The sequence below is a fragment of the Streptomyces sp. NPDC006296 genome (assembly GCF_040613235.1).
GTDB lineage: Bacteria > Actinomycetota > Actinomycetes > Streptomycetales > Streptomycetaceae > Streptomyces.
Window position 1 is genome coordinate 142,613 of sequence record NZ_JBEXRT010000003.1, and the last position, 25,765, is coordinate 168,377.

Here is a 25,765-nt window from a genome sequence, read left to right on the forward strand (position 1 = left end):
GGGCGGGCCCGGCTCCCGGCCGGTCCCGTCCGCGGGCACTCCCCGGACTCTCACGGCGCGGCGCCCTCCCGGCCGGCGGGCACGGTGCGCGACCGCCGGCCCCTGCCCCTGACGCCGTAGGCGTCGAGCAGTGCCTCGGCCATCGCCGCGACCGAGTAGCGGCTGGTGACCACGTCCCTGCCGACGGCCGCGAGCCGCCGGCGGTCGGCCGCCGGCAGGGTGATCATGCGGAGCAGCCCCTGGGACACTCCGGCCTCGGACGAGGTGTCCAGGAGGACGCCGCTGACGCCGTCGTGGAGGTACTGGAGCACGCCGCCCTGCCGGGGTCCGGCCGTGGGCAGCCCCGCCTCCATCGCTTCGAGCAGCGCGAGTCCGAACTCCTCCTTGGCGCTCGGGCACACGTACCAGGCGGCGGGGACCCCGCGCTCCGGGTCCGCCAGGGCGTGCTGGAGGCAGCGCACCGAGCGGTTGGGCAGTGCGGGGAGGACGGCCAGCCGGGCGGCGGCCTCCGGGTGTCCGTCGACCGCAGCCCGGACGCGGCGGCGCATGTCCCGCTCGTGCTCGCTCTCCGCGGCCGCCGACCCGCCCACCAGGACGAGGGTCGACCGCATCGAGAGACCGGACGCGATCCAGGCGCGGACGAGCACGTCCTGCTGCTTGACGGCGTGCATGCGGCCCACGCACAGGAACAGGGGGAGATGCCTGTCCTCCTGCCCCAGGGAGTCCTCCCGGTCCGCGCCCGCGAACAGCGCCGCGACGAGGCCGTCCCCGCGGCTCCGCTCGTCCTCCGTGGGCCGGTAGGGGGTGATCCCCTCCGCGGGGGCGGCCGGCCCGGTCCCGCCGTTTATCTTGGCGAGCTGCGGAAAGTGGCGCACCAGCTCCTGCGTGCCGCCGCGCCCCGGGATGCCGATCACCGTGTCGGCGCGTTCGACCAGGCGGTCCCCGACGAAGATGCGGTGCAGTTCGGCGCGCAACTGCCCGAGCTCCACCGGGCGGTCCGGGTGCGCGGTGGCGAGCCTGCCCGCCACCTGGCGGTGCGGGTCGGGGGTCGCGGTGAACACCACGTGCGAGCCGAGGCGTTCGGCGGCCTCGGCCAGCGCGAGGCTGCCGTCGTCGGCGTACCGCACGTGCACCACGTGCGGCCGGCGCGGCAGGGCTCCCAGCAGCCGCTCCGCCCACCAGGTGAGCGCGGGGCGGTGGAGATGCATCTGCGCGGGGTCCGGGAGTCCGGGCACGTCCACGGGCAGGCGGAGGATCCAGTGCCCGGGCGCCCGCTCGTACGCGATCCGGGGGTCGGCGGCGAGCACGTCGCGCCCGGCCAGGACGACCGTGAGCACCGACGCGACGTCGTCGAGGCCGGCCAGGTGGTCGCCCAGGCCGCCGACGAGGACGCCGAGCCCGCCGCTCGATCCCTGGCCGGGGGTGTCCAGGTCGCCGAGCAGCATCGCCTGGGCCACCACCGTGCCCTCCCCCGCGGGTGACGTGACGGGCGGGGGCTCGGGCGCGAGCAGCAGGCGTTCGTACCCGTCCGCCGCGCTGTCGGGGTCGGGCAGCAGCGCGGCCCCGTCGGGCAGGGCGTGCAGGAGCCGCCACGCGGCGTGGCGCACGGCGCGGGCGTCGCAGTCCGCCGCGAGCTTGGCGGTCTCGACGGCGCTCAGGGGGCCGAGTTCCGCGAGGCCGGCGAGGTCGAGGAGCAGCGCCATGGACGAGGCGTCGGTGTCGGGGCGGGTCAGCAGCGCGCGCAGGGCCGACTCGGCGCGCCGCGCACCGTAGCGGTGGACCGATCCCGGCCACATCTCGGCGACCGCGGCGCCGCCCCGGAGACCGGCGTTGCGGTGGGCGAGCAGGACCTCGGGGGCCACCGCTACGGCCAGCCGGCAGGCCCGGCGCAGGGAGGCCGTCAGGTGGTCGGAGCGGCTGATCCACGCGGCGCTCCCGGGGGCGCCGGGGTCGGCGCCCGGCTCGTTCGCGGCGAGCCGGAGCCCCGCGTCCGCCGGCAGCGCGGTGGACGAGTGTCCGTACTCCGCCTCCAACAAGCGCTCTGCGTACGCGGGTTCGCCCTGTCCCCGCCCGGTGTGCGCCCCCTTCCAACCACGGCCGGCGAAGAACGCGGTCCGGGCGTCCACCAGCGGATTCCGTGTCCTGATGCCGGGCGGGGCGGACGGATCGGAAACGAAAGACACAGACATCTCCTGTCGAGGGGTTTCGACAGTGATTCGCTCCCCACCCCCCGTTCGGATGCACTTCGGCCGGTCGGTGTTTCGGGGGCTATCATGCGCGATCCGACCGCCGCCCGACGGTGGCTGCCGTCCGTCCACCGCCCCGACCGATGGGACTCCATGGCGCGCATCGTGCTGATCAGCCCCCCGTTCCTCTCCCATGCGCAGCCGCTGTCCGTCCTGGCGCACGCGCTGACGCGGCAGGGTGCGGAGGTGCACTTCGCCTGTACCGAGGACTTCGCCGGGCTGGCGGAGCGGGCGGGGGCGGCCTTCGTCCCGCTGGCGGTCACCCGCAACGCGAACACCGGGGTGGCCGAGGCGACCGCCCAGGGGGCGGCGGAGCGGACCCGGCTGAGGGAGTTCCTGGAGGCGACCCGGGCGGGCGCGGTCCCCACCCTGGTCACGCAGGCCGCCCACCGGCGCCAGGACATGCTCGCCGACCCGGACCTCGTGCTCGCCCGGCTGCGGGCCGTCGACGAGCGCCTGCGCCCCGACTGGTACGTCGTGGACCAGCTCAGCTACGCCGCGACGCTCGCGCTGCACACCCTGGGCCTGCCCTACGCCTCCTTCTGTCCGGGCCATCCCGGTTACGTCCTGTCGGGCGCCGACGCGTACTTCGGCGTTCCCTACGCCTGGCCGCGTGCGCTGCGTCCGGAGCCCGCGCAGGAGGCCGTCCTGACCGAAGCGGCGCGGTCCAACGACGAGGCGTTCACCGCGCTCTTCGCCGACTTCGTCCGACGGCACGCGCCGTCGCAGCCCCCGCCCGGCCGTGCCTTCGCCCTGACCTCGCCGCACGCGGTGGTGTACTCCTATCCCGAGCTCCCGTGGCTGCCCGCCGCACCCCCGGGCCCCGGCCGCCTCTTCGCCGGCCACATGACGGACCAGGCCCCGCCGCTCGACGAGCAGTGGCGGGACCGTCTCCGGCGCCTCCGGGAGCGGGGGGACCGCGTGGTCCTGGTGGCCCTCGGAACGTTCCTGTCCGCGCGGGACGACGTGCTGCGCACCGTCACGGCCTCGGTCCTGGAGAGCCTGCCGGACACCTCCCTGGTCATCGCCGCGGGCGACCGGGCCGCGGCGCTGGCGGACCTCTCCGGCGAACGCGCGGTGATCGCGTCCGTGGTGCCGCAGCGGTCGCTGCTGGACCAGGTGGACGCGATGGTCCACCACGGCGGGAACAACTCCTTCACCGAGAGCGTGCGGGCCGGGGTGCCGGCCGTGGTCCTGCCGTTCTCCAGTGACCAGTTCGCCGTCGCGCACGACGCCGAACGCGCCCGTGCGGGGGTGGTGCTGGACCCGAACGCGCTCACCCGGGACGGCATCGCCGAAGCCGTCCACGCACTCCCGGAGACCTCCGGGGCGGCCGTCTCCGCGTTGTCCCGTCAGGTCCGGGACCGGGGACCGGACTGGGCGGCCGGGCACCTCCTGGCGGCCATGGAGAAGCTACCCGGCCGCGAGTGACTCCACCGCCCGGATCGCGTCGGCGAGCCCGGGCGGACGAGACAGTCCCTGCGCCGCCGGGCCCGCCCAGCCGGGCCCGAGCGCGAGCACCGCGGGCTTCCTGCGCGCGCCGCGTACGCCCCATTCGAGGGCGGCGACGTGCTGGGCGAGCGGCAGGCTGGCGGTGGCGCGGGACTGCGCCCAGAGACCGACCACCGCCGGACCGGTCCTGCGCACCGCGGCGACGAGGGACTCGACGGGCACCGCCGCCCCGAACATGCGGACGAGCAGGCCGCGCTCGGTCAGGGCGGCGGTGAGCACCTCCAGGGGGAGCGTGTGGTTCTCGCCCGGCGCACAGGCCAGGAGCGTGGTGGCGGCGCCGGCGTCGGCGGGGACCGGCGGCGCGTGGCGCCGCAGCGCCCCGGAGACGTGCCAGGACAGGAAGTGCTCGACCTCGACGTGCTGCTCCCCCGAGGTCTCCCACTTGCGGCCGACCGCCTGCAACGTGGGCATGATCAGCTCCGTCCAGGCGTCGACCAGGCCGTGTTCCCCGATCGCCGCACCCAGCAGCTCGTCCAGCGCGACCGCGTCGAGACGCAGGGCCGCGCGGGCCATGCCCTTGCACTCCTGACGCGCGTCGCCGAGTCGGAGGCCGCTGCCTGCCCGGCTCCGGCCGCGCGCCGCCGCCGGGGGGAGGGCGGGTGCCTCCGGCTGCGCCGGCAGCGGAAGGGTGGCGCCGAGCGCGAGCCTGGCGGCCTCCGCGGGCGGCAGTCCGGCGCCGGTCAGGGTGCACATCCGCTGCAGCCGGGCGAGATCCCCGGCGCTCCAGCGGCGGTGCCGCCCGCCGGTGCGCATCAGCGGTCCGAGGCCGTACCGGCGGTCCCACGAGCGGATCGTGGTCGGCGCGACACCGAGGCGTCGCGCCACCTCGCCGGTGGTCAGGCCACCGCTGTGCGGGACGCCTTCGTCGTCATGCTCCCCGTCCGAACTCATGTCCCGCATCATACGACGCACAACCGACGCATGTTGTCCGCGTCGTTCCCGCTTCCGAGAATCGGATGGTCGGGCGGTTCGGTCCTCAGCGCGGCGCACCCACGGCCGGGGCCCGCTCGGCACCGGCCCCTCGACGCCGGGAGGAACAGTCATGACTCCGTGTACGCGATGCACCGGCACCCCTCCTGCCCCCACCGCTCCCGCCCCGTACGAGGACGGCCCTCCGCTCGATCTGCATCCGACGGAGGAGGCGGCGTTCGCGGCCGTGTACCGGCGCTGGGGCTCGATGATCCACGCCATGGCGTTGCGTTCCCTGGGCGACGCGCACGAGGCCGAGGACGTGACGCAGCAGGTCTTCCTCGGCGCGTGGCGCGGACGCGCGGGCTTCCGCCCGGACCGGGGCTCGTTCGGCGCCTGGCTCGTCGGCATCGCCCGCCGGAAGATCGTCGACGCGCTGGCGGCCAGGACCCGACGGCTGAGCCTGGTCGACTCGGTGGCGCACGCCCTCGATCCGCACGGGCTCCAGCAGGGGACCGACGACGTCCTGGACCGCGTGCTGCTGACCGAAGCGCTGTCCCGACTGCCGCACCGGCAGCGACAGGTGCTGCGCATGGCCTTCTACGAGGATCTGACCCAGGCCCAGATCTCCGACTTCACCGGGATGCCGCTGGGCACCGTCAAGAGTCATGCCCGGCGGGGCCTGCACCGGCTGCGTGCGGGGATCGGGGCGGACGACGTCGACGCGAACGCCTCGTAGGGGCACGGCCGCGGCATCCGCCCCAGCTGCCGACGGCCTTCGGCCGAGGACGGCGCAGGGACCCCGCACGGGGCGCCCGGCGCACACCGCTCAGGCGGTCTCCCGGAGCCGCAGGACCTGCTCCTCGGCCGCCCCGCACAGCGCACTGAGTCCGCCGCTCAGCGCGCGCAAAGCGTCGGGGGTCATGCGGTCCAGGGCCTGCTGGAGCGCTTCCTCCCGGCGGCATCTGATGTCGTGCAGGTGGACGAGGCCCGTGTCGGTCAGCTCCAGGAGCATTTCGCGCCGGTCCTGGGGACTGGGCACACGGCGGAGGAACCCGGCTGCCTGAAGGCGGTCACACAGGCGGGTGACCGACGGCGGGGCTGCCGAGATGTGGCGGCCCAGGGCGCTCTGATTGATACCGGGCTCGCGGTCGATGATGTGCATCGCACGGGTCTGGACGGCTGAGAGCGGCGCGGTGCTGAGCCTGCCGCCACTGCGCTCCCAGGCGATCTCGAGGAGTTCCAGGACCCGGCCGGTTTCGGGCACGTCTCGGGAAGGGTGCTGGTGGACGGAGGCGGCGGCCTCGCACATGTGACACTCCCGAGTGGGCTTGTACGCCCGTTCCTGCTGGTCGATATGAGCAGTCGTACGGAACAACATAGGTGAACGAGGGAGAGACCGGTACCGGTGGACAGACCTAGTGCTCTTGAGCGTGCGCTGCGGGAAGCCGCACCTCACGAGATCTTCGACGTGGTTCGGTCTTCGATCGAGCGCCGATTCCACGCCCGGGCGGTGGAACTCCTGGTGGCCGATTACGCCATGACGAGGCTGCAACCCGTCGGGGTCCTGCCGTACACCCGGCGGCCGTTGCCCGTGTACGAGAGCGCGCCGGGCCGTGCCTTCGGCGCGCAGGAACCGCACTGTGTCCACGACCGCCAGGGATCCACCGTGGCCGCGCACGTACCGGTCAGCGTGCGGGGAGACCGGCTGGGAGTGCTGAGTATCACTCTGCCGGTCGGCAGCTCCGGCTCTCTGCCGGCGGAGGTGCTGTGGGAGCTCCAGCAGTGCGCCGACGCACTGGCGCACGAGATGGTCGTGGCGGAGCGGGACACGGACGTCTTCCTGCAGGCCCGTCGCGCGGAACGGCTGACTCTCGCCGCCGAGATGCAGTGGCAACTGCTCCCGGGGCGCTCCTGCGCACGGCCGGAGTACAGCCTCGGAGCCCAGTTGGAGCCCGCGTACGCCATCTTCGGTGACAGCTTCGACTGGTCGGCGTCGGCCGACGACCTGGATGTGACGGTCAGCAACGGCATGGGCGAGGGGATCGACGCCGCGCTGCTGACCAACCTGGCGATCAACGCCCTGCGCAACGCCCGCCGTGCCGGACTGGATCTGAGCGATCAGGCCTATCTGGCCAACCAGGCCGTGTACGGGCAGCACCAGGGAAGCCAGTACGTGTCGACCCTGCTGTTCCATTTCCATCTGGAGAGCGGCGAGGTGGAGATCATCGACGCCGGTTCCCCGCGGGTGTGGCGGATACGGCGCGGGGCGATCGAGGCGATCGATCTGGAGGCGCAACTGCCGCTGGGCATGTTCGAGGACACCGCGTACACCCCTCAGCACTTCTCCGTGGAGCCCGGGGACCGCCTGCTCTTCATCAGCGACGGGGTGTACGACGCCCTGTCGCCGGGCGGCGAGAAGTACAGCCTTCACGCACTGGCGAAGTCCATCAACAGCACGCGGCTGCTGCCCGCCTCGCAGGTGCCCAGGGCGATGCTGCAGGAGCTCCTGGGGCACCGCGGCTCCGGCCCCGCCGTGGACGACTCGCTCGTGATGTGTGTGGACTGGCACGGCCGCCCGTCCGCCGACCACGGGCAGCCGTCCCCGGACGATGCCGGGGTCCCGGTGTCGTGACCGTGCCGTGCGGATCGCAGGTGGCGGCACGGGGGCGACCGGCGCGGGTCGTCGGACGACGCGCCGCGGAGGGGTAAGCCCGCGGGGCGGGGTAGCCGGTGGCCGGTGCGGGGCACCCGGCGCGGGTCACCTATGACGGCATGGGCGACCAGGGCGGGTCGCCCGGCCGGGCCGGGTCGGCGTGCGGGCGTGAGGGTGCTGTGGGTAAGTGGCAGGGAGGTCCGCCCGCGGAGTGCGCGGGCCCGGCGCCGTACCGGACCCCGCAGTGGTCCGGACCGTCGTGGGACCGCCGACCGGCACCGCGGTGGTCCCTGCCGGGCCACCGGCTCCGCCCGGGGCCGGGTGCCGGCCCCGGGACCTGCGTACCGCTCGGCGCCCGAGCACCCCGGCCCGCGCGATTCCCGTCCAGCCGACCTGCGAGGCTCCCATCGACGACACACGGCCCACGCCGCCGGCCTCCGCGGCGGCACAGCGCCCCTCCCCCACCGCGCGCTCCGTCCGGGGCGCCGAGGCGCTCCGCCTCGCGCTGGCGGACGGCCTACTGAGCGAGCAGCGGCCCCTCGCGGGCTTCCTGGACGCCGACGGCGTACGCGATTCGGTGCAGGCGCTGCGGGACGCGTTCGCGGCCGAGCCGGGCGTACGCGTGCTGCACACCTTCGCGGCGAAGGCGGCCTCACTGATCCCGGTGCTGCGGCTGCTCGCCGACTGCGGCATGGGCTGCGAGGTGGCGAGCCCGGGCGAGCTGAGGCTGGCGGTGGAGGCCGGCTTCCCGACGGCGCGCATCGTGCTGGACTCGCCGGTCAAGACACGCGACGAGCTCAGGCTGGCGCTGGCGCTGGGTGTCGCGGTGAACGCGGACGGTCTCGACGAGGTCCGCCGGATCGGGGAGATCCGCTCGCCGGGCTCGCCGTCCGTCATCGGGCTCCGGGTGAACCCGCAGGTGGGAGAGGGGGCGATCGGGGCCATGAGCACGGCGACGGCCCGGTCGAAGTTCGGTGTGGCGCTGCGTGATCCGGGTGCCCGGGAGCGTGTCGTACGGGCCTTCGCCGAGCATCCCTGGCTGACCGGGCTGCATGTCCACGTCGGCTCGCAGGGCTGTTCGCCGGAACTCATCGCCGCAGGTGTCGCGGAAACGTACCGGCTCGCCCTGGAGATCGACGAGACGCTGGGCACCCGCCGGGTCGCCCGCATCGACATCGGGGGCGGTCTGCCGGTCGACTTCTCCGGCGACGAGGCCGGTCCCACCTTCACCGACCACGTGGCGGCGCTCCGCGCGGCGGCGCCCGGACTCTTCGACGGACGCTACGACCTGGTCACCGAGTTCGGCCGGTCCCTGCTCGCGAGGAACGGCTTCATCGCAGCGCGCGTCGAGTACACGAAGGAGGCCGGCGGGCGCCGCATCGCGCTCACCCACGCGGGGGCGCAGATCGCGACCCGCACGGTGTTCATGCCGGACGCCTGGCCGCTCCGGGTGGGCGCCTTCGACGGCGAGGGCCGCCCCCGGAGCGGGCCGCTGAAGGTCCAGGACGTCGCCGGGCCGTGCTGCTTCGCGGCGGACCTCGTGGCCCACGCCCGCGAACTGCCCGAGCTGCGGGAGGGCGACTTCGTGGTCCTGTACGACACGGGGGCGTACTACTTCTCGACCCCGTGGGCCTACAACAGCCTGCCCCGGCCTGCGGTGTACGGCTTCGCGGGCGAACCCGGCAGCCTGCGCTTCGCGCTCGTGCGCGAGGCGCAGTCCCTGGACTCGGTGGCGGCGGAGAGCGGCCTGCGCCACGCGGACGCCCTCAGGGGGCTGGGCCCCCGGGCGTAGGACCAGGCGCCGGCGCCCCGCCGAGCCTCCGCGGTCAGCCGGTCCGGGCGTGGACCTCCCGCCACCGGTGACGCGGGCGCCGCTCCGGCTTCCCGCTCAGCCGGCCGGCGCGGGTGCGGGCTCAGGCTCGGGGACCGGCTCGGGGCTCGGGTTCGGGGGCTGCGGGATGGGGTCGGGCGCGGGGCCGGGCGGCACCGGGCCCGGGGGCACGGGCTGCGGCGAGGGCACCGGGGTGGGCGGCCCCGGCACGGGCGGGGGCGTCGGCGCGGGCGGCACGGGGTCGGGATTCGGATGCGTCATCTCGGTCCTCCAACACGATCGCGACGAGTGGACCCGGGTCGGCGGATCCGCACGAGTGGATCTCTTCTCCACCGTCTCCCCGTGCGGCTGCCCTCGCCTGCCGAGTCCACACGTGGCGACCGCGCCTCCCACCCGGAAACCACCCGTCCGTGCCCGCTGCCTGCGGGGGCGGCACGGACGGATCCGTAGGACGGGAGACGACGGACCCGCGGATCAGCTCCGCGCGGGGACGACGGCGTGCGGGCTGCGCTCGGTGCGCGTACCGGGCACGGGGGCGGACGCGTCCGCCCCCAGGGCGACGATCCGGTTCTCCGCGTCGACGTGCACGACCCTCGGTACGAAGGCGCGCGCCTCGGCGTCCTCGACCTGGGCGTAGCTGATGAGGATGACCAGGTCGCCGGGGTGCACGAGGTGGGCGGCGGCGCCGTTGATCCCGATGACACCGGAGCCGCGCTCCCCCTCGATGACGTACGTCTCCAGGCGGGCACCGTTGTCGATGTCCACGATGTGGACGAGCTCGCCGGGAAGCAGATCCGCGGCGTCCATCAGATCGGCGTCGACCGTCACGGATCCCACGTAGTGCAGGTCGGCCTGGGTCACGGTGGCTCTGTGGATCTTGGACTTGAACAGAGTGCGCAGCACTTGGGACTCCTCTGAGACGGCTCCCTGCCCGCTTCTTGCAGGTCAAGGGCGGTCTCGACTGTACACCGGCACGCGCCGAACGATGTTTGTGAGGAACATCGCTCCGGTCGGGCTAGACGGCTTCCTACCTGGGCTTTCCCTTCGTACCGGCGTCTGTTGGAACGACCGTCCCGGAATGACCGGGACTGATGCTGACCGAATGCTGACTTACCTGATGAGCCATCAAACACGCGGGAGGCCCCTCCGCACACACGGATGACGTGCGCCCACGCACCACCGACCTGTCGGGCACTGACCTCGCTCTGGCTCACGGAACACGGCCCCTCTGGCCATCAACCGGTCGACGCTCGACCGCTCCGGAAGTCGGCTCTCTGGTTGCCGCCCGCCCGAGGCCCCTCGGCAGCGCGGAACTCGCGAGCAAGACGGGGCCAAGGCGCCGACGCCGGCCCGCCCAGGACGAAGCCAATGTCACGCGCCCCTGCGCACTTGCGTGCGCCACTCCTCCCTTCCGTACGGTCTAGCCCGATGGCGAACCGCCCGCGCACACCGTGAAGGAGAGCTGTTGAAGCCGACCGAGGAAGTGCTCCAGGACCTGACTCAGCCCTCGAACGTCTCCGTGCACTCCGATGACGCGCTCGTCGGAAAGGTGAAGGCCGCCATCGCGGCGGACGACGACAAGCGGAAGGAGAACGAGGACGAGCCGCTCCGCCGGAAGCCCGGCCTCGCCCCGATCCCGCAGACGGAGCTGCCCCGGCAGTTCGAAGTGACCCTCTGGGACGTCCTCCACACCCTCGCCCGAGCCACCGCCCTGTCGTGGCGCGGGGCGGGCCGGGGACTGGCGGAGCACTGGGGCGCGCTCAAGTACACCCAGGCCCTGACCGGCGGTCGTGACTCCTTTCTCGCCCTCACCGACGAAGGCCACCGCATCGCGGACCACTACAAGTCGCTGCAGTCCGGCGAGCTCGGCGTAGGCTTCGCGCTCACGCTCGCCGAGCACATGCTGGGCAGCCGCTTCCCCGACCACTCGGTGACCATCGTCCCCGCCGACACGGCGTTACGCGCGGGCTGGGCCCTCACCAGCAGGGACAAGGGCGAGAAGGTGAAATACCGCTACCGCCCCCAGTACTTTGCCGAGGTCTGGCGGCCGGGCGAGCCGTCCCTCGTCTTCCCCCTCGCCTGCAAGGGCAACCACAGCGACGCCGCCACCTCTGCCGAGCAGCTAGCCTCCGCGTCGGCCCATGCCGAAGCGGTCCACATCGGCGCGTGGAACGAGACGCCCGGCCTGCTGTTCAGCACGCAGCTCCCGACGGACGGCGGCACGATGACCGTCCACGCCCTCCAGGCACTCGGCAGCGGAGGTCGGCTGTCCCCGGCGGAAGGCCGGGAGGCGAACCTGAACGCCCCGCCATTCCAGGCGAACGTGATGCCTGACATCCACCCGCCGACCGAGGGCCTGGTGGCACCGGAGCCCATACGGGGCTGCCACGTGCAGGCGAAGGACTACGCCTGGTTCCAGGAGTCACTGGCCCACACCACGGCCGCCGGGCTCATGGCCTTCACGGGATCCGGCCACGCCACCGCCCGCCACCTCACCGACCGGCAGGGCCGCAAACGGTTCACCGGCCTCGAACACGCGGCCGCCATGAGTATCCAGGACACCGCCCACACCCTCCTCGGCAACGAGTACGTCGGCACCGACCACGTCTTCCGCCTCAACGGCCCCCGCGTCGAGGCGTTCTCCGGCGTGGACGCGGAGGTCTTCCGACTTCTCGCCAGGGGCGACGTCGAGGAATATCGCGCCCTCGTCCACGCGAGCCGCCACGTCCGCCCCCGCCTCGCCTTCGACAAGGATTGGGGCGGCCCCGTCTCCGTCCACGCCGACGGATCGGTCCTCGCCCTGCGACTGCTGCCGGGGCAGGACGAGGAGCCGCGTCCGGGCTCCCCGCGCTGACCTCGGAAGGCCGCCGGGACCGGCTCATCTCAGAGCCGGTCCCGGCGACAGGACGACGTACGCGCAGGCTCAGAGCGATGCCTCGACTCCGAGGCTTCCGGCTCCGACGGCTCCCCTCAGCACGTGGGCGATTTCCTCGGGCTTGAGATCGATGCCGTCGAGCCCCTCCAAGGTCAGCGGAACCTCCTCCAGCGCATACTCGCCGCGCCCTTCGGCACTGAACTCGGGACCGGTGCGGTCGTCGAAGGACCAGGTCGCGATGCGGGCGAGGTAGAAGAACTGGCGCTCGTCGTCGGTCTCCATCGTGTGGAGGAGGCGGACGATATTGGCCTTTCCCACGATCTCCTCGTGGATCTCCCGGTGGAGGGCGGCCTCCCGGGACTCGTCACCGGGCTCGACGACGCCGCCGGGCAGGACCCAGTACTCGGGGATGCCAGGCCTGGTACGGCGGATGACCAGCATCGTGTCGTCTGCAGTGACGAGGACGGCGCGGACTCGTTCGATCATCTCGGTTCGTCTCCTTGCTTGTTGACGGGCTCAGTGGAACAGCCGGCCGCCGTCGACGTGGACGGACTGCCCCGTGATGAACGAGGCGGAGGGGCCCACAAGGAACGCCACCAGGGCCGCAACGCCCTCGGGCCGGCCACGGCCCGGGACGCACTGGCGCTTGATCTGGTCCTCCGGCCGCGCATGATGCCGGGCGGGGAGGGCGTTCTCTGCCTCAACCTGAATGGCTCCGGGCATGACCGTGTTGACGCAGATCCCGTACGGGCCCAGTTCCCGGGCAAGAGAGAGCGGGTCAGGCTCAGCGACCCGGCCTTCGCAGTGCTGTACGCGACGAGGTCGCCCCCTGGCTGGAGGGCCGCTTCACCGAAGCCACCGGCCGTGACCTGTTCGCCGCCAGGTCGCCACCGGCTTGTGGAAGGCGCCTGCTGTCGTCGGAACGGAGGCGGAGTCGCCGAGGGCCTTGACTATGGGGCGTGCGGCCGCGATCACCGTCCGAATCCCGCGCCAACACAGATGGGTTCGGATTGCGCGCGACGAGTACGCCTCGTCGGCCAGGACCACATCCGGGGGGGGCCTGGGCCGGCCGATCGGCCGCGGCACCCGTAAGCGGGCCCTGGCCTGAGGTCGCGGCCGCGTCACCGGCCTGTCCTGGGCTGAGGACGAACGCCAGTGGCCGGCATCGGCCGCCCGGCCAAGCATGCCTCGTGCCGCCATGGGTGCAGCGAGGTACTGGAGGCCAGGCCGACAAGGCCGGCTACTCCTGGCGGCGCGGGTTCGTCACAGTCTCCAGGTCGGGCCAGATGCCTCCGAGTACCCACGGCTGGACGATCTCTTCGAGCGCGTCAGCGAACGGATCGTCCTGCCCCGTCGCGTTCCGTGTGGCCCACTGACGGACGGCGCCTGCTACCCAGTCGGCGAGCTGGAGCTCAGGTGCAGACGTGCTGTCCGAGAACGTGATCCCGGTCAGCGGCAGACGAGGCAGGTTCTGGCCCGGCCGCGCGGGATCCGGAAGTTCGTGCGCGGTGAGCAGCTGCGGCGCCTGGCGCTCGATCGTCTTCGATGCATCGTGGACGAGGGCGAAGTCCCCAAGCTCGGCGCCGAGTCCGTGGCAGAGCTCGACCAGACACGGCACGGCCGGGTCCAGATTGTCCAAGAGCTTTCCAGACGCGATCGTGGCGAAGATATCGTCTGCCTGGGCGCGCGTGATCAGCAAGACCCCGGATATGCCGGAGAACGATTCGTCTGTGGTGGCCTGGTAGGCGGCCATCGCCGCGAACAGCTCGTCGGCGCTAGCCTTCGAGCGCTTGCGGGCCGCGCGGACGAAGGTGTGAAGCAGGTGGTCGAAGGCATCCTTGTCCCCGCAGACGCCCCCGAAATGGTGAAGCATGTTCGCCAGAGCAGGCGCCGCCCCGTCGGCGTACATGTTGTAGCCCGTCTCGAAGGCCAGCTGCTCGACGAGCATGTCGACCATTTTGGTCGTCACCATGAACTGTTTGTGTGTGAGGTACGCGCGGATCGTCTGATCGGTGAGCGAGCTCAGCGCCTTCAGGAGGACCGACTGGCCGTTGGGGGTCTTGGAGAGGGTCGTGTACTTCGGCTCGCCGAGGGACGCAGGCATCTGTGCCACGGCGTCGTCCACGATGCCTCGGGCGAGGTCAGCGTCCACGTAGACGCCTGCTGCGCAGAAAATAGCTTGGGCCGGATCGAGCAGGTTCTCGCCGGTGGAGTTGGATTCGTCCGCGTACACGGTGGGTGTGGCTGGCATGAGGTGCAGCATCCCTGTTCACGGCGCCGATGTCGATGCGTTTCCCCGCCTCCCTCACTACTCCCGGTAGCTCCCTCGCGGAGAGCACGGAGGCAGTTCTTGGCAGCGCGCTCGCCGCCCGCCCTATCGTGCTTCCCTGCCCAGTCTTCAGGTGGAGCGTGTCCGCACCGCGCTGGCCGCGCTCTAGCCAGCCGTCACCACCTAGGTGTATTGCCCCTCAGCGTGGTTGACACGGCTGATGGGCGGGTGTCCGTCGAGTGCAGTGTGTTCTCGGTGGTGAGCTGGTGAACGGTGACGGTGCGGGTCTGGCCGAGGCGGGGCGCTCGAACGATGGCCTGGCTTTCCTTGGCCGGGTTCCAGGGGCGGTTGAAGAGGACGACGTGGCTGGCCTGGGTGAGCGTGAGATCAGCTCGCTCTACTTCAGCGGCGACATCTCCGCCGGCCGCGACCAACAGCGCATTATCGGCACCTTCCAAAGACGCCCCGGTCAAACCATGGTCATCACCGTCGAGTCCGGTAGCACCGGCCGTCCGGGTTGCGAAAGATGGGCAGGAGGTCCCTACATGATTGCGCGAACGGTGACCTCACGCGTCTGCTACCGACGCCGCAGGTCCAGGATGGCTCCTGATCCGTACACCAGGAGCAGCACGCCCACCGCCGTGGCTGAGATGACGTAGCCCTCGATCGCCTGCGGCAACTCGAGCGACGCCGTGAAAAATACGGCGCCGACGGTCAGCACCACCGCCAGGACATCCCGGAGCCGATCGCGAACCAGTGACCGGGCTGGCTCGACCTCGGACAAATCGTCGTCAAGCAGCGCGCCGACGCGCCCCTCGGCGTATCGCTCGGCGATCGTCAGCCACTTGCCTGCCAACTCCCGGAGGATGGGGTCGGGGTCACGGTAGAGGCCGTGTTCCAGTTCGTGGATTCTCGCTACGACCTTGCGGGCGTGTTTCTGTAGGTGACCCCAGCGCATGGTCAGGAGTGGCACTGTGCCGCGCATGTAGTAGGCCCGGCGGATGCTTTTGAGGGCTGGGTTTGCCTGGGCGGGGATGTCGCCTGTCTTGTAGATCTTCTGCTCTCCGGTGGCTGTGGCCGCTTCGGCGCAGTGCTTGATGAGCTCGGCGATCTGGTAGACCGGCGTGTACACCTGAACGGGTGCCCGGTCTCCCGTGGGCGCGATGTGGCGGTGGGCCAGCGGGCTGCCGGTGAACAGCTTCGGGGCACCGATCATCGCCGGGATCATGACGAACGCCGTACTCACGACGGCGAAGACCATCACCCCACCAGTGATGTACAGCCAGAACACGACCGGCTCCGTGTGCCCGTACAAGTCGGTGAGCTTCGCGATCACGATGTCTGCCTTGTCCGGCCCCTTGGTGATCATTCCCTGTATGGCGACTGTCGCCATCCCGAGGATCCACGAAGCCCAGAACCACACCCAGACGATCGCCACGAAGCCGCGCACTGTAAACCAGAACCCGGTGTGCCGGTTGTAGCGGCGGAGTGCGCTCTCGACGCCGGCGGAGATGGGTCGGTCGATGCCGAGGTCCTCCAAGGCCGAGCGTAGTTCGGCTATCACCTTGTCGTCCGACACTTGCAGACGTCGGCGCCACCACCTCCAGGGGCGGGCAAAGCGTGACCGCAGCGAGGTCGGCAAGGCCGGGTTCGGAGTGGGCCCGGGGGCAGAGTTGTTGTCCGTCCCGGGCTCGGTGATGGTGGGTGCGGTCACCTGGTTCTCCTCATGCTGCGGGGCCCATGCGCCATACCGTACGCCGCCCCGCTGACATCCTTCGCGGTGTTACGAAAGGTCGAGGGCCAGCGGCTTCAGTGGTCCGGGCCCGTGGCGCAGCAGCCATCGCAGGAGGCACCTTGCCCCTCTGGCACATCGCCAATGGCCCCTTCGATGCGTCTAATGCGACGAGACCCCGGCAGATTCGTCGGGGCCTCGTCACGTTCCGAGGATCGGTTCCCTACAAGGCGTTCGCCCTCTTGACGCTCGTGTTGCCGATCGGCACGTCGATCCGGTCCCGAGCGACGACGACCCCGTCCTTGACTACGTAGCACTCGACGACGTGCTCGCCTTTGAAGTCCGAGTGCTCGATGCGGACTCCCCGCTTGCTGGAGTCGACGATCTGGCCGCGAATCGCGTTCCGCCGCTCGGCTTCCGGACCACGATTGAGCACCTTCCACTTCAGCGTGTAGGGCTCCCCGACCGAGCAACTGGTGACCACGAAACTCAAGCCCTTGTCGGCCTTTAGCAGGATCCCGCCGCGACGCATCGCGCGAAGCCAGGTCGGACGCCACCCGGCCTGCGTGACCTCGCAGTCGATGGACACAGTCTCGGACACGTCAACCGGGAAATCATCCTCGATGAACTCCTCGGTGTCCCTGAACGACCGAGACGACTCGCTCGCGCTCTTCGCCAGCGGCACCGAAGTGCCGAAGACCTCGCGCCACCTCTTGTTGGCGGACGTCTTGCCTTCGTCCGCAATCGCCTCGAGGCATCGGTTGTACGCCTTCTTGGCCTTCGGCTGGAACTGCGCCTTGACGTGGACCCGCTGTCGGCTGCCCAGCGCCAGGTAGTACTCCTGCTCTGACTGATCCTTGAGGTATTGGAAGAAGTCGCGGGCCATGAGGTCGAACGAGCCTGTGCCCGCTGCGTCGTAGTCGTCGGTCTGGTCGAAGAAGTTGTAGACGAGGGTGTCGATGAGCAAGCCGCCCATGTTTACGCCGTTCGCGTTCTTCCAGGCCCGTGCCATCCGGGCGAGGTGGCGCATGTTCGTCGAGGTGCGGTCGTTGCACTCCTTGGTCGCGGCCATCTCCTCGCGCGGCTTGGTGACCTTCCAGCCCTCAGCCTTCGTGTCCGGGTAGTCGAAGCTGCCGTCGAAGTTCTCGAATGCCGGCTGGACCTCGAACTTGAAGGCGTTGGACGTGAACCGCACTCGGACGACACACTGGTCGACGCGGATCTCAGTGTTCTTGTACCGCGCCTTGAGGTCGTCCCGAACCCTCTCGAGAATTCTCCGCGGGCCGGTGTCCCCCTCGTAGCTTGACCGGATCCCGGGCGGGAGGATGAAGATCATGTCGAGGTCGGACACTCCCTTGATCGCGGTGTGCCGGCCGAACGATCCGACCATCAGCTTGTAGTCGGTGCATCCGTCCTTGTCGCGGAAGTCCTTGTTGAGCGCCTTCGTGATCTCGTCCCGCCGTGAGGCGACCGTCGTGGCCGTCTCCCCGACCTTCAGGTTCTTGAGCAGTGTTTCGAAGATCTCTGAGGTCTCCATCGTCATACCTCGCGTTCGCCGAGCCGGAGCGCCTCCGGGAGGAAGAGGTCGATCTCGCGCGAGGTGAACGTCATCTCCTCGTTGTTCTGCAGCCCGCCCTGGGCGCGCGCGAACGCCCTGCTGCTCGTCCTGGGCGCGGCGGCGTAGGCGTCGCGCGCGGCCTGCTGCAGCTCGTCCCGCCGCTCTCGGCCCTCCGCGTTGGAGACGGTGCCGGACATCAGGTCGGCGATGAGAGAGATGTAGGACTCTCGGACGTCCCACAGCCGAGAGGCGATGCCGCGGTGGGCCTCGGACTCCTCCTCGAACTTGAAGGTCTTCGTCCCAAGGCTCATCCAGCTGACCAGGAGCGCAATAGAAGAGGTCGCGAGGCTCGTCAGCACTGCGTTGCCGAGCAGGCCGACCACCGCGGCCAGGAAGGTGCCCGAGCTGATCGCGGTGAGAGCCATGAGGACGCCCTGCTGCCACCGGTGCTTGGTGAAGCAGATGTCCGCCTGTTTTTCATGGGTCTTGTGGCTGTAGACCACACGCCCGAAGGCCTCTCGCATCTGCGCCAGAAGGTACGGGTCGCGGTCAGGCACCGCGTCGCTCTCGGGTGTCAATTCGTTCCTACTCGGTCGAGGACTGCTGGACATGCGCCTGAAAGTCAGTTGCACATCTTCTGAGTATGGCGGCGATCACTGACACGCCGACCGACTTGAGCTACTTCCCGTTCAGGCCGCCCTCGATCCGGCCCGCCCTGCGGCCCTCTCCTGCTTCGCGCAGGTAGAGGGAAGAGGTGGACACGATGCCGCGGAGCCGCTCGCCTTCCTTCTCCGCGGCGGCCCCGCGCAGCTCCTGGCTCCAGGTCCGGGCGAGAGCGAGGCTCAGAGCAACTGGTACTGATCCGGGAAGACTGGGGCCGCACCTGGCAGCTCGCCGACGCCTGTGCCGCGTGCGCGGTCGCGATTCCACCGCCGGCGCCCATCCCGGAGCCCCCTGCGTCGTGCGACGGTACGGCTCGCGAGTCGCCGGCGGCCGGCGCCTCCTATGTGCTGGAAGAGCCCGGCGAGTGTATCGAATCACTATGAGCAGGGTCGTATCGCGGCCGCGGTAGGAATCCGGGGAACCGGCCAGAGGTTCGATGCGCCCAGTATCTGCTGTGGCGGTCGGGTCCCGTGGTGTCAGTGCGGGCGGTGCGGACGGCCCTGTGAGACAGAGGGTTGTCGTGGTGCCGCGATCCGGGGGCAGCCAGAAGGAAGCGGGCAGCAGGTCGACTTCGCGGGCCACCTGATCGAGGTCGGCGGCAACCGGCTCCAGGGCCGTGTAGACCAGGTCGCCGCCAGCGGCCAAACGGCGGATGACGTCCACGTTGGTTCTGGCCCGCTTCGCCACGACAGCTTGGAACTGCAGGCGGTCGCCCTCGGAACCGTAAGCGTCGAGCAGCAGGCGCAGGCGGCCGAGAACGGTCCCCGAAGGCGGTGAAGCCGGTCCGCTCGGCCAACCCTCGTACGTGCAGGGAAACCAGGGCCAACGCCATGAAGGCCAGGTCGAACTCCCGCGTTGAGGGCCTGGCGGTGTCCCAATCGAAGGAACCCGCGAGGCCCCGGTCGCGCCAGACCACATTCCACGATGCGGCGCGGTGGTGCCCGGTGCTCAGTCCGAGGCCGCCACGTCTGTCCGGCGAGCCAGCGCGCATCGAGTGGCGGTATGAAAGATTCAGTCACATCGTGCACCCTCCGCGCCCACGCCCCCACCCGCGGTCTCGGAGCCAATACGTGCTCCGTATCGGCAACCTGATCGCTACCCACCAAGGCGACCCGGCCATCACCTTCGAAGAGGCTGTCGCCTCAGTCCCTGCCGACAAACTGCTGGGCGGCACGCTGCAGAGTCTGGCCCCACACGCCATGGGCAGGGTCATGGACATGGACCCCTGCACAAAGCCAGGCAGGCCCGGGATTGGATCGCCCACGCAGGAGCCTCGATCGGTGCCATCTGGTCAGTGGACCGCGACCGCATCCCTCAGTAAGCGGTCAAGCTGCGCACCTCCGTTACGGATCTCGCTGACGGCGACAACATCTCGCAGTGGTGCCACGGCCTGGCTGAATTACACGACCCCCACCCACGGACTGGGGCAACGGCTGCCCCGACGCCGTCGACACCTGGATCTTCGGCCATCTCCGTGGCCTGCTGCCCCAGCAAATCCAGCCCCGCAAACTCGTAGCAACGGCAAAGACCCAGTGGTTGGAGCTTTGGTGCAGGTCACAATGCGCCGCCATCTGCCAGTATCCGGGCAGGCAACCATCTGCGCCGTCAAGTCCCGCTCGCTCTCAATTGCTCGCACTGCAGTCGCAGCATGAACCGAGCCGACACCTCCAGAGCAAGATCCGGACCATGTGCGTCGACCGTACCTTCCTCTACGGTCACCGGGACCTGCTGGAAGTCCTCCACGCCGAGAGCACACGCGCGCGGACACCGGATTCGGCGTCGGCTGTCACCGTTGCGTCCCTGCAGGCCGACCTCGCCAACGCCGACGCCCGGGCCTCCCGGCTGTCCAGCCGGGTACAGCAACTGAGGAAGCATCTGTCCCAGCATCTCGGGCGGCAGGCATGGCGCGAAGCCGGCCTGGGCGCAAGCGCGGACATTGCCGAGCTGCAAGCCACCATCACCCGCCTCGAGCAGCGGCCGCCACCCAGCCCGGGCCCTCCACCCCGTAGACGGTGTGGTCGGCCAAGCCTACCGCCGTCAGCTCTTCGCGGAGCTCGGCGGAGGTCTGGAAGTAGGCATGGGTGAACCCGCGGGACCCGGAGTACCGGCCCTCGTCGAGAGTGCCGCGGACGCCTTCCTGGGTGTGCCGCTCGGTGATATTGGTCATCGCGATGCAGTCGAGCAAGTGGCTGTAGCGGCTGATCACGGCCCACGAGGAGACCGTCCGGCCGGAGGACGCGTCGGGCCTCGCGCAGGGCCGCGAGCCGGTCCGCCTGCTCGTGCAGGTGGTAGAGCGGTCCCAGGAGGAGGGCGGCGTCGAAGGAGGCGTCCTTCGCAGTCAGGCTCCGTGCGTCGCCCAGTTCGACGGTGACCCCAGGAATCTCGTTGGCCTGCGTGATGTGCTTGGCGACCGGGTCTACGAGGTGCACTGTGGCCGTCTTCAACGAGCCAACGCGCGTGGGCACCGGGGCCGCCGCCGACGTCGAGGATCCTCGCGGAGGGAGGTGGGAGGTATGGGCGTAACAGCCCCTGGGTGCACTCCAGTTCGAGCATCCCCATGGCCGTCGAGTGAAGCCGCCCGGCCTCGTCGGACTGATCGTAGAAGGCCAGAATCTCTGGGCGTACGCGCCGGAAGCTGGACACCTTGGGTCTCCTTCGTTGGTCGGATGACCGGCAGGCTAGAACAGCCGCAGAGGCGGCCACCGCGAATTTCGCCACGCCGCTGGGTCGAGGGGCGACGAGGCCGCGGGCGCCAGCGGGTCAGCGGGATCGCAGAACAATCCCGGACCAGGGCTGCCCGGTGTACCCGATGGCGCTGCGTCGCCCGACACTGGAGTCAGCGCTCGCCCTCCAAGGCTGCGTGGAGACCTTGAACGTCAGCGCGGGAGAGACTGTCGATGATGTCCAGGCAGCGGGTGCGCATGGAACTTGGGCTTTGTCGGTACAGGCGTATGACTGCCGTGACGACGTAGTGGCCGTGAACTGCGTGACGGGTTCGGATGTCGGACAAGCTGGTGCCTGCCTGGCCGATGATGTGCTCACAGGCGTCCAGTGCCGCCGGCGGCAGGGGGCCGGTCGGGTCGTGGAGTGCGAAGGCGAGGTGCCCTAGGTTGTCTGCGAACGCCTCGCTGGCGACGAATGCCTGCACGAGCTCGCTTGCTTGGGACGGCAGCAAGTCGAAGGCGTGTCTCATCACGGCCGAGGCGTTCTTGCGGACGTCTTGGTCATCGTCCTCGAATAGGGGCAGTAGTCGCGTGTAGTGCTCGGGGTTGCCGGCGAAGATCGTGGCCGCGCCGCGGCGGGCTGCGGTGTTCAGCTGCAGCACGGTGGCGGGCAGGTCCGGTGTGAGGTTTCCTTGGAGTGCCGCCACGGCCCACGTTTGCCCTGCAAGTTCGGCGATCTGCTGTGGAGCGTCGAGGGCGTCGCGAAGATGGGGGGCGAACCGCGAGGGGTCGCGGGCCAGGGCGTGGATGAGTAGACGTTCAGTTGTATGCGCGTTGTGGACATTTCGGTCCTGATGTGTCATCAGCTGATCGGCTGTGTCCAGCGCGGTCTGGGGATCGTGGTTCATCAGGGCGCGGACGGCTTCGGCGGCGCAGACACGGACGGCGAGTGTGGGGTCGGTGGCGAGCCGGAGGATGAGGGGGCTCAGCTCGGGCACGTGGTGGGCGTCGTGGAACAGGAGCGCTGCACATGTGAGTGCGGCTTGGCCGCGGGTGGAGTTCAGGCCGGCGGTCAGCAGATCGGTGCGCGTGCCCTCGTCGTCCGGCTCTCGGGTGTCGCGTTCCGGTTGGAAGGCCGTTGCGTAGCTTGTGAGTACGGGGAGCAGGGCGGAGGTATAGCGGTCCGGGGTGGCCTGCAGGGCGCGGCAGACAGTGAAGGCGGCTTCTTGGCCGACGGTCTGGTGGGTATGGAGGACCAGTCTTTCCCATGTGTCCGTGCCCAGATGGGGCGCAGCTGCTTGCACGATCGCGCACAGGTACGCTCCGGGCGCGTCGGAGCCGAGGGTGAGGGCAAAGGCGGCGAAGCGTGAGGGCTCTTGCCCTGCTCGGGTGCCGAGCGTGCTGGCGAGCTCGTGTGCGCCGCCCCGGGGTGGCCAGAAGCGATCAGGCTGAGGTCGGGCGTATTTGTCCAGGGCTCGGCGCCATTGTTCGTCGGTCATGCGCTCTGCCGCGCGGTCGCTGATTGGAGAGGCGCTCCACGCGGTGGCGATCTCCGAGGGCGGGGTTGGGGCAACGCCAGGAAACTTCCGTTCCAGCTCGTCGAGCCTCCGCCGGGCCTTGTCGCTGCGTCGAGCGGGACTGATGGCTGACAGCAGTTCGTACTGCGCCCAGCCCCACCGGCTGGGCCAACCCTTCTCCCGTCGACGCTCCGTTTGCGGGTAGTACCCAAGAAGTACTTCGGTCAGGTGATCGAGAGCCCCGTCGGTGCAGTGGGGTGTGGCAGCCTCGATGAGTTCGCGGGATGCCCAGCGGGGACTGTCCACCCAGCCCAGTCTGAGGTTCCGGTGGTCACTGTAGAGCCAGGTAATCGCCTCGTCGGTCGCGTCTCGGGCGGTGTGAAGGCGACAGGTGAGGAAGCGTGCGATTTCACTTGTGGACCTGCTCAGTTTCGACAGGGTGTCGGCTGCGGCAGTCGAGTCGGAGGCTGGCAGGGCACGCAACGCGCTGTCAAGGGCGGAGAGTAGTTCTGCGTCAACGCCTCCACCGCCCAGGCGTCGATACGTCCAGCGGCTGCCTGAGTGTTCGGCGGAGGCATGGGCGGATTCGGCGGTGCTGATGACGAAAGGCAGGACGTTGTCCGTGTATGCCTTGGGTGCGGCCTCTGCGATCCGCGACAGGACGGTGGAAGCGGTCTGAGAATGAGCCGAGAGGTACTCGTCGGAGAACAGAGCGTTGATGCCGTCATCGAGCGCTCGGGCCAGTGCCCGATCGAGGTAGGCGCCCACAAGTCTGGCTGCCGGACCAGGATCGGTCTCAGCAAAGGCGTAGAGCAGAGACCAGAAGTCGCTGTTACTCGCGATAGGTCCGCGCGCCTCATCGACCTGCCCTCTATGGATCAAGTCAACGACCAGGTCAACCAGCCCTGGAGTGAGTGACCATTCCACGAGTGCGAGGATGCGCTGTCTCCATTCGGGCGTAGTGCCGATGTGGGGACGTACCAGCTCTGCTGCTCTCTCTGGCCTGTGCCGTGCGGCGACGAGCAGTTCCGTAAACGCGGCGTCGACGGATTCAGCGGCGCCCAGCCAGCGTTCCCACCTGTCGCCTTGGTCTGCGGCATCGAACCAGGATGGCAGCGCAAGCAAGCGGCGTACCTTGCGCGCCACCGGGCTTGCGCCCCAGGCGAACGGCTCGACGGCCAGCCAGTCCGCCGGGGTGGCGTCCAGCTGACCAAGGACGACGGTAATCACGTCGTGCAGGTGCGAGCGGATCCGGGTGGAGCCGAGTAGCCGCACTGTGGTCTCACGGAACCGATCGGGGTCTGTGCCGGCAAGGTGCTCGAGGATCTGGCGGGTCTGTGCTCGCCGAAAGAGGTGCTGTCCGGAGTCGGCCAGGAAGTCGTGGACGTCCCTTCCCGTAGCGAGGAAGGACCGGGCGAAGAGGTAGTCGAAATAGGTCTCGTGGAAGAACCCGGTACGTTCCTCGTCGCTGACAAGAACTCCCTGCGACTCCAGCGCCCGGACTTCCTTCATCGGATAGCCGTCAAGGAGGGCAAGCGGTGCTTGCAGGCTCTCCTGTTCACTCATGGAGGCGCACAGGGTGCCCGTGATCCCTTTCCAGTCGAGTTGTCCGATCTGCCCTTCGATACGTTCGCGTACCTCGTTGGTGTAGCCGTCGTAAAGCTGCTGCAAAGTCCGGTAGGGCACTGCACGGGCTGCAGGGGAGAGATTGCCGAAGACCGCCAGGTGCAGGGGGGTGCGTAGCAGCTCCAGCGTCACCGGGCGGAGGCGGTCGGGATCATTCCCACCTGCGGCGAGGATGGCTCGCACCGACTCCTCGGCCAGTTCTCCGACCAGGAATCTCGTCGCTCGCGCAGTGTCGGCAGTCAGCCCCCTGAGCCTGCTGTCCTGGTCGATGTCGACGGTGCGGGCCACCAAGAGCACTTTGACGTTCGGCGTGACCGAGAGCTGGGCGAGAACATCCTCCAGAGCCTCGAAAGCATCTGACATGCGACCGCTGTACAGGCTGACAGCGTCCAGTTGGTCGATGACGAGGAGCGCCGGCCCTCCGCCTGCGACTCCAGGCAGCAAGATCCCCGGTGAGTCCTGCAGGTTCATCTTGACGCCGAGGTCTCTTGCTGTTTGCACCGTCGGGTCGGCTGAGTCCATACGGACGGCAGCGACTGGCCACCCCTGGCTTGCAAGCCGATCCAGTACGTCCGCAGCGACCGTCGATTTACCCGAGCCCGCCTGGCCCTCGCACAGCACCATCTGCGGACCGCCTTCGACCATTAGCCGGTCGCAAAGCTGGTCGACGTGAGGACGCGCGGCCAATCCGAAGGTGGGCGTGCTACGGCGCACGCGTCGCAGGAACCTGTCTGCGGTGTCTGCCAGGACGTTGAGCGTATTGCTGTCTCCGGTCAACCGACGGGGTCGGATCCCGTCAAGAGAGAGCAAGTGGCTGCGGATCGTGGGACCGGTGAGCCACTGATGCAAGTGATCATCCAGATATCCACTCAGCTGCCTGACGATGGCCTCCGGAGCACCTACGAACAATTGCTCATACGTGAGGTGGACCAGCCGTCGCAGGTTCTCTGGCGTGTAGTGCTCCACGTACACACACTGCAGGTACCGCCAGGCGGTGTCCCGGGTTGTGGGCTCGCCATCGCCAGTCCAGATACCGAGCACAGTCGTGAAGTCAGCCCCCTGGGCCTTGGTGAGAATCCCTTCGAACTCAGCGAGCGTGACAGCGGCCCTGGCACGGTCAGCAAGGTCGCGCAGTTCGGGCGAGCCAGTCGACAGTACGAGTCTCACCTTCTTACCGGCCGCAAGATGACCTACGACGGCCTTGAGAATCGTTCCTGTCGCTCGCAACTTCCAGGGTCCCTTGGACGGCACGTCCTTTACTTGGTCGCACCAGGCACCGTCGTTGGCCTCGATCTCAAACTCAATGCCTTCGCCAGCCTGTCCTGGAGGCTCAAGGCGAATCCGGGAGGCTTCTCCACGAAGGATCTCCGCCACCCTCAGCGCGGTCCACCAGTCCTCGTACCGGTTACCTGCCTTGTCTGCCGGCCCACCGGACAACCCCATTGCGCATCACTTCCCCAGGACACGACAGCAGACTCCTCACCCGCAGAAGCCAACAACCAGTGTTCCACTCCTGCCCAGCGCTTCCGGACCAGTCACGGACCAAAACTCCGGATCAGCCCGCAGGGCTCGCCGCGATGGACCATCTCCTCTCCGGCACACCGCTACTGTCCACCGGGCGCCCAGCTGCGGCACGTCGGAACTCAGCCTGCATACCGGGGCATCGGCCTCGCCAGGCTCGCCCTGCCACGCCGCCGCCAGCCGGGCA

The 25,765-nt window shown here is 69.7% G+C and carries 17 protein-coding genes and 2 pseudogenes; 5 read left to right on the plus strand and 14 right to left on the minus strand.

All coding sequences use genetic code 11. The annotated features are described in order from the left end of the window. Positions 1-50: 50 nt before the first annotated feature. Positions 51-2,183 carry a glycosyltransferase family 4 protein gene (locus tag ABZ172_RS03240; protein WP_356879626.1) on the minus strand — a complete coding sequence of 711 codons (2,133 nt, stop codon included), beginning with the start codon at positions 2,181-2,183 and terminating at the stop codon, positions 51-53. 90 nt (positions 2,184-2,273) lie between these two features. On the opposite strand from ABZ172_RS03240, the gene ABZ172_RS03245 reads away from it, so the two are divergent. Further along, positions 2,274-3,677, plus strand: coding sequence for a glycosyltransferase (locus ABZ172_RS03245; protein ID WP_356879628.1), 1,404 nt, complete (start codon positions 2,274-2,276; stop codon positions 3,675-3,677). Here ABZ172_RS03245 and ABZ172_RS03250 read toward each other — a convergent pair. Next, positions 3,660-4,658 (minus strand): MerR family transcriptional regulator, encoded by a 999-nt coding sequence (locus ABZ172_RS03250; RefSeq protein ID WP_356879819.1) that lies wholly within the window; start codon positions 4,656-4,658, stop codon positions 3,660-3,662. The two genes, ABZ172_RS03245 and ABZ172_RS03250, sit on opposite strands and share 18 nt — an antisense overlap. A 142-nt stretch (positions 4,659-4,800) precedes the next feature. On the opposite strand from ABZ172_RS03250, the gene ABZ172_RS03255 reads away from it, so the two are divergent. Next, positions 4,801-5,406 carry a sigma-70 family RNA polymerase sigma factor gene (locus ABZ172_RS03255; protein WP_356879630.1) on the plus strand — a complete coding sequence of 202 codons (606 nt, stop codon included), beginning with the start codon at positions 4,801-4,803 and terminating at the stop codon, positions 5,404-5,406. A 90-nt stretch (positions 5,407-5,496) separates the two neighbouring features. On the opposite strand, the gene ABZ172_RS03260 is transcribed toward ABZ172_RS03255, so the two are convergent. Then, positions 5,497-5,934 (minus strand): MarR family transcriptional regulator, encoded by a 438-nt coding sequence (locus tag ABZ172_RS03260; RefSeq protein ID WP_356879632.1) that lies wholly within the window; start codon positions 5,932-5,934, stop codon positions 5,497-5,499. Between the two features lie 141 nt (positions 5,935-6,075). Between ABZ172_RS03260 and ABZ172_RS03265 the strand changes: the two genes are divergently transcribed. Then, positions 6,076-7,302, plus strand: coding sequence for a PP2C family protein-serine/threonine phosphatase (locus tag ABZ172_RS03265; protein ID WP_356879634.1), 1,227 nt, complete (start codon positions 6,076-6,078; stop codon positions 7,300-7,302). A gap of 427 nt (positions 7,303-7,729) precedes the next feature. After that, a complete protein-coding gene (locus ABZ172_RS03270; RefSeq protein WP_356879821.1) occupies positions 7,730-9,115 on the plus strand; it encodes a diaminopimelate decarboxylase in 1,386 nt (461 codons plus the stop codon). A gap of 513 nt (positions 9,116-9,628) precedes the next feature. Here the strand turns inward: ABZ172_RS03270 and panD are convergent. Beyond that, on the minus strand, positions 9,629-10,057 hold the full coding sequence (gene panD, locus ABZ172_RS03275; RefSeq protein ID WP_356879636.1) for an aspartate 1-decarboxylase: 429 nt from the start codon (positions 10,055-10,057) through the stop codon (positions 9,629-9,631). Between the two features lie 562 nt (positions 10,058-10,619). Here panD and ABZ172_RS03280 point away from each other — a divergent pair. Next, on the plus strand, positions 10,620-12,008 hold the full coding sequence (locus ABZ172_RS03280; RefSeq protein ID WP_356879638.1) for a hypothetical protein: 1,389 nt from the start codon (positions 10,620-10,622) through the stop codon (positions 12,006-12,008). Between the two features lie 69 nt (positions 12,009-12,077). On the opposite strand, the gene ABZ172_RS03285 is transcribed toward ABZ172_RS03280, so the two are convergent. From ABZ172_RS03285 to ABZ172_RS03330, 10 genes and pseudogenes are all read right to left on the minus strand, one after another. Further along, entirely contained in the window at positions 12,078-12,515 is a 438-nt protein-coding gene (locus ABZ172_RS03285) for an NUDIX domain-containing protein (RefSeq protein ID WP_356879640.1), read from the minus strand. Between the two features lie 30 nt (positions 12,516-12,545). Then, positions 12,546-12,752: an SDR family oxidoreductase gene (locus tag ABZ172_RS03290; RefSeq protein WP_356879642.1), complete on the minus strand. Its 207-nt coding sequence runs from the start codon at positions 12,750-12,752 to the stop codon at positions 12,546-12,548. A 246-nt stretch (positions 12,753-12,998) separates the two neighbouring features. Further along, positions 12,999-13,121, minus strand: a pseudogene (locus tag ABZ172_RS03295) (IS5/IS1182 family transposase); the annotation flags it as partial. A 148-nt stretch (positions 13,122-13,269) separates the two neighbouring features. Continuing rightward, on the minus strand, positions 13,270-14,280 hold the full coding sequence (locus ABZ172_RS03300) for a DUF3800 domain-containing protein (protein WP_356879644.1): 1,011 nt from the start codon (positions 14,278-14,280) through the stop codon (positions 13,270-13,272). A 595-nt stretch (positions 14,281-14,875) separates the two neighbouring features. Then, positions 14,876-16,012: a hypothetical protein gene (locus tag ABZ172_RS03305; RefSeq protein WP_356879646.1), complete on the minus strand. Its 1,137-nt coding sequence runs from the start codon at positions 16,010-16,012 to the stop codon at positions 14,876-14,878. 241 nt (positions 16,013-16,253) lie between these two features. Beyond that, positions 16,254-17,567, minus strand: coding sequence for a nucleotidyltransferase (locus ABZ172_RS03310; RefSeq protein WP_356879648.1), 1,314 nt, complete (start codon positions 17,565-17,567; stop codon positions 16,254-16,256). A 2-nt stretch (positions 17,568-17,569) separates the two neighbouring features. Continuing rightward, positions 17,570-18,112 carry an SLATT domain-containing protein gene (locus ABZ172_RS03315; protein ID WP_356879650.1) on the minus strand — a complete coding sequence of 181 codons (543 nt, stop codon included), beginning with the start codon at positions 18,110-18,112 and terminating at the stop codon, positions 17,570-17,572. Between the two features lie 2,096 nt (positions 18,113-20,208). Continuing rightward, positions 20,209-20,418, minus strand: coding sequence for a hypothetical protein (locus tag ABZ172_RS03320; RefSeq protein ID WP_356879833.1), 210 nt, complete (start codon positions 20,416-20,418; stop codon positions 20,209-20,211). A gap of 103 nt (positions 20,419-20,521) precedes the next feature. After that, positions 20,522-20,716 (minus strand): annotated as a pseudogene (locus ABZ172_RS03325) (class I SAM-dependent methyltransferase); the annotation flags it as partial. Between the two features lie 371 nt (positions 20,717-21,087). Continuing rightward, positions 21,088-25,500 carry a hypothetical protein gene (locus ABZ172_RS03330; protein ID WP_356879652.1) on the minus strand — a complete coding sequence of 1,471 codons (4,413 nt, stop codon included), beginning with the start codon at positions 25,498-25,500 and terminating at the stop codon, positions 21,088-21,090. Positions 25,501-25,765: the final 265 nt, after the last annotated feature.

What these genes read in the sequence shown, in the direction of transcription:
- ABZ172_RS03330 (WP_356879652.1), bottom strand. Translation starts at nt 25,500, where the DNA reads ATGGGGTTGTCCGGTGGGCCGGCAGACAAGGCAGGTAACCGGTACGAG.
- ABZ172_RS03310 (WP_356879648.1), bottom strand. Translation starts at nt 17,567, where the DNA reads ATGGAGACCTCAGAGATCTTCGAAACACTGCTCAAGAACCTGAAGGTC.
- ABZ172_RS03300 (WP_356879644.1), bottom strand. Translation starts at nt 14,280, where the DNA reads ATGCCAGCCACACCCACCGTGTACGCGGACGAATCCAACTCCACCGGC.
- ABZ172_RS03245 (WP_356879628.1), top strand. Translation starts at nt 2,274, where the DNA reads ATGCGCGATCCGACCGCCGCCCGACGGTGGCTGCCGTCCGTCCACCGC.
- ABZ172_RS03290 (WP_356879642.1), bottom strand. Translation starts at nt 12,752, where the DNA reads ATGCCCGGAGCCATTCAGGTTGAGGCAGAGAACGCCCTCCCCGCCCGG.
- ABZ172_RS03320 (WP_356879833.1), bottom strand. Translation starts at nt 20,418, where the DNA reads ATGACCAATATCACCGAGCGGCACACCCAGGAAGGCGTCCGCGGCACT.
- ABZ172_RS03250 (WP_356879819.1), bottom strand. Translation starts at nt 4,658, where the DNA reads ATGCGGGACATGAGTTCGGACGGGGAGCATGACGACGAAGGCGTCCCG.
- ABZ172_RS03255 (WP_356879630.1), top strand. Translation starts at nt 4,801, where the DNA reads ATGACTCCGTGTACGCGATGCACCGGCACCCCTCCTGCCCCCACCGCT.
- ABZ172_RS03315 (WP_356879650.1), bottom strand. Translation starts at nt 18,112, where the DNA reads ATGCGAGAGGCCTTCGGGCGTGTGGTCTACAGCCACAAGACCCATGAA.
- ABZ172_RS03285 (WP_356879640.1), bottom strand. Translation starts at nt 12,515, where the DNA reads ATGATCGAACGAGTCCGCGCCGTCCTCGTCACTGCAGACGACACGATG.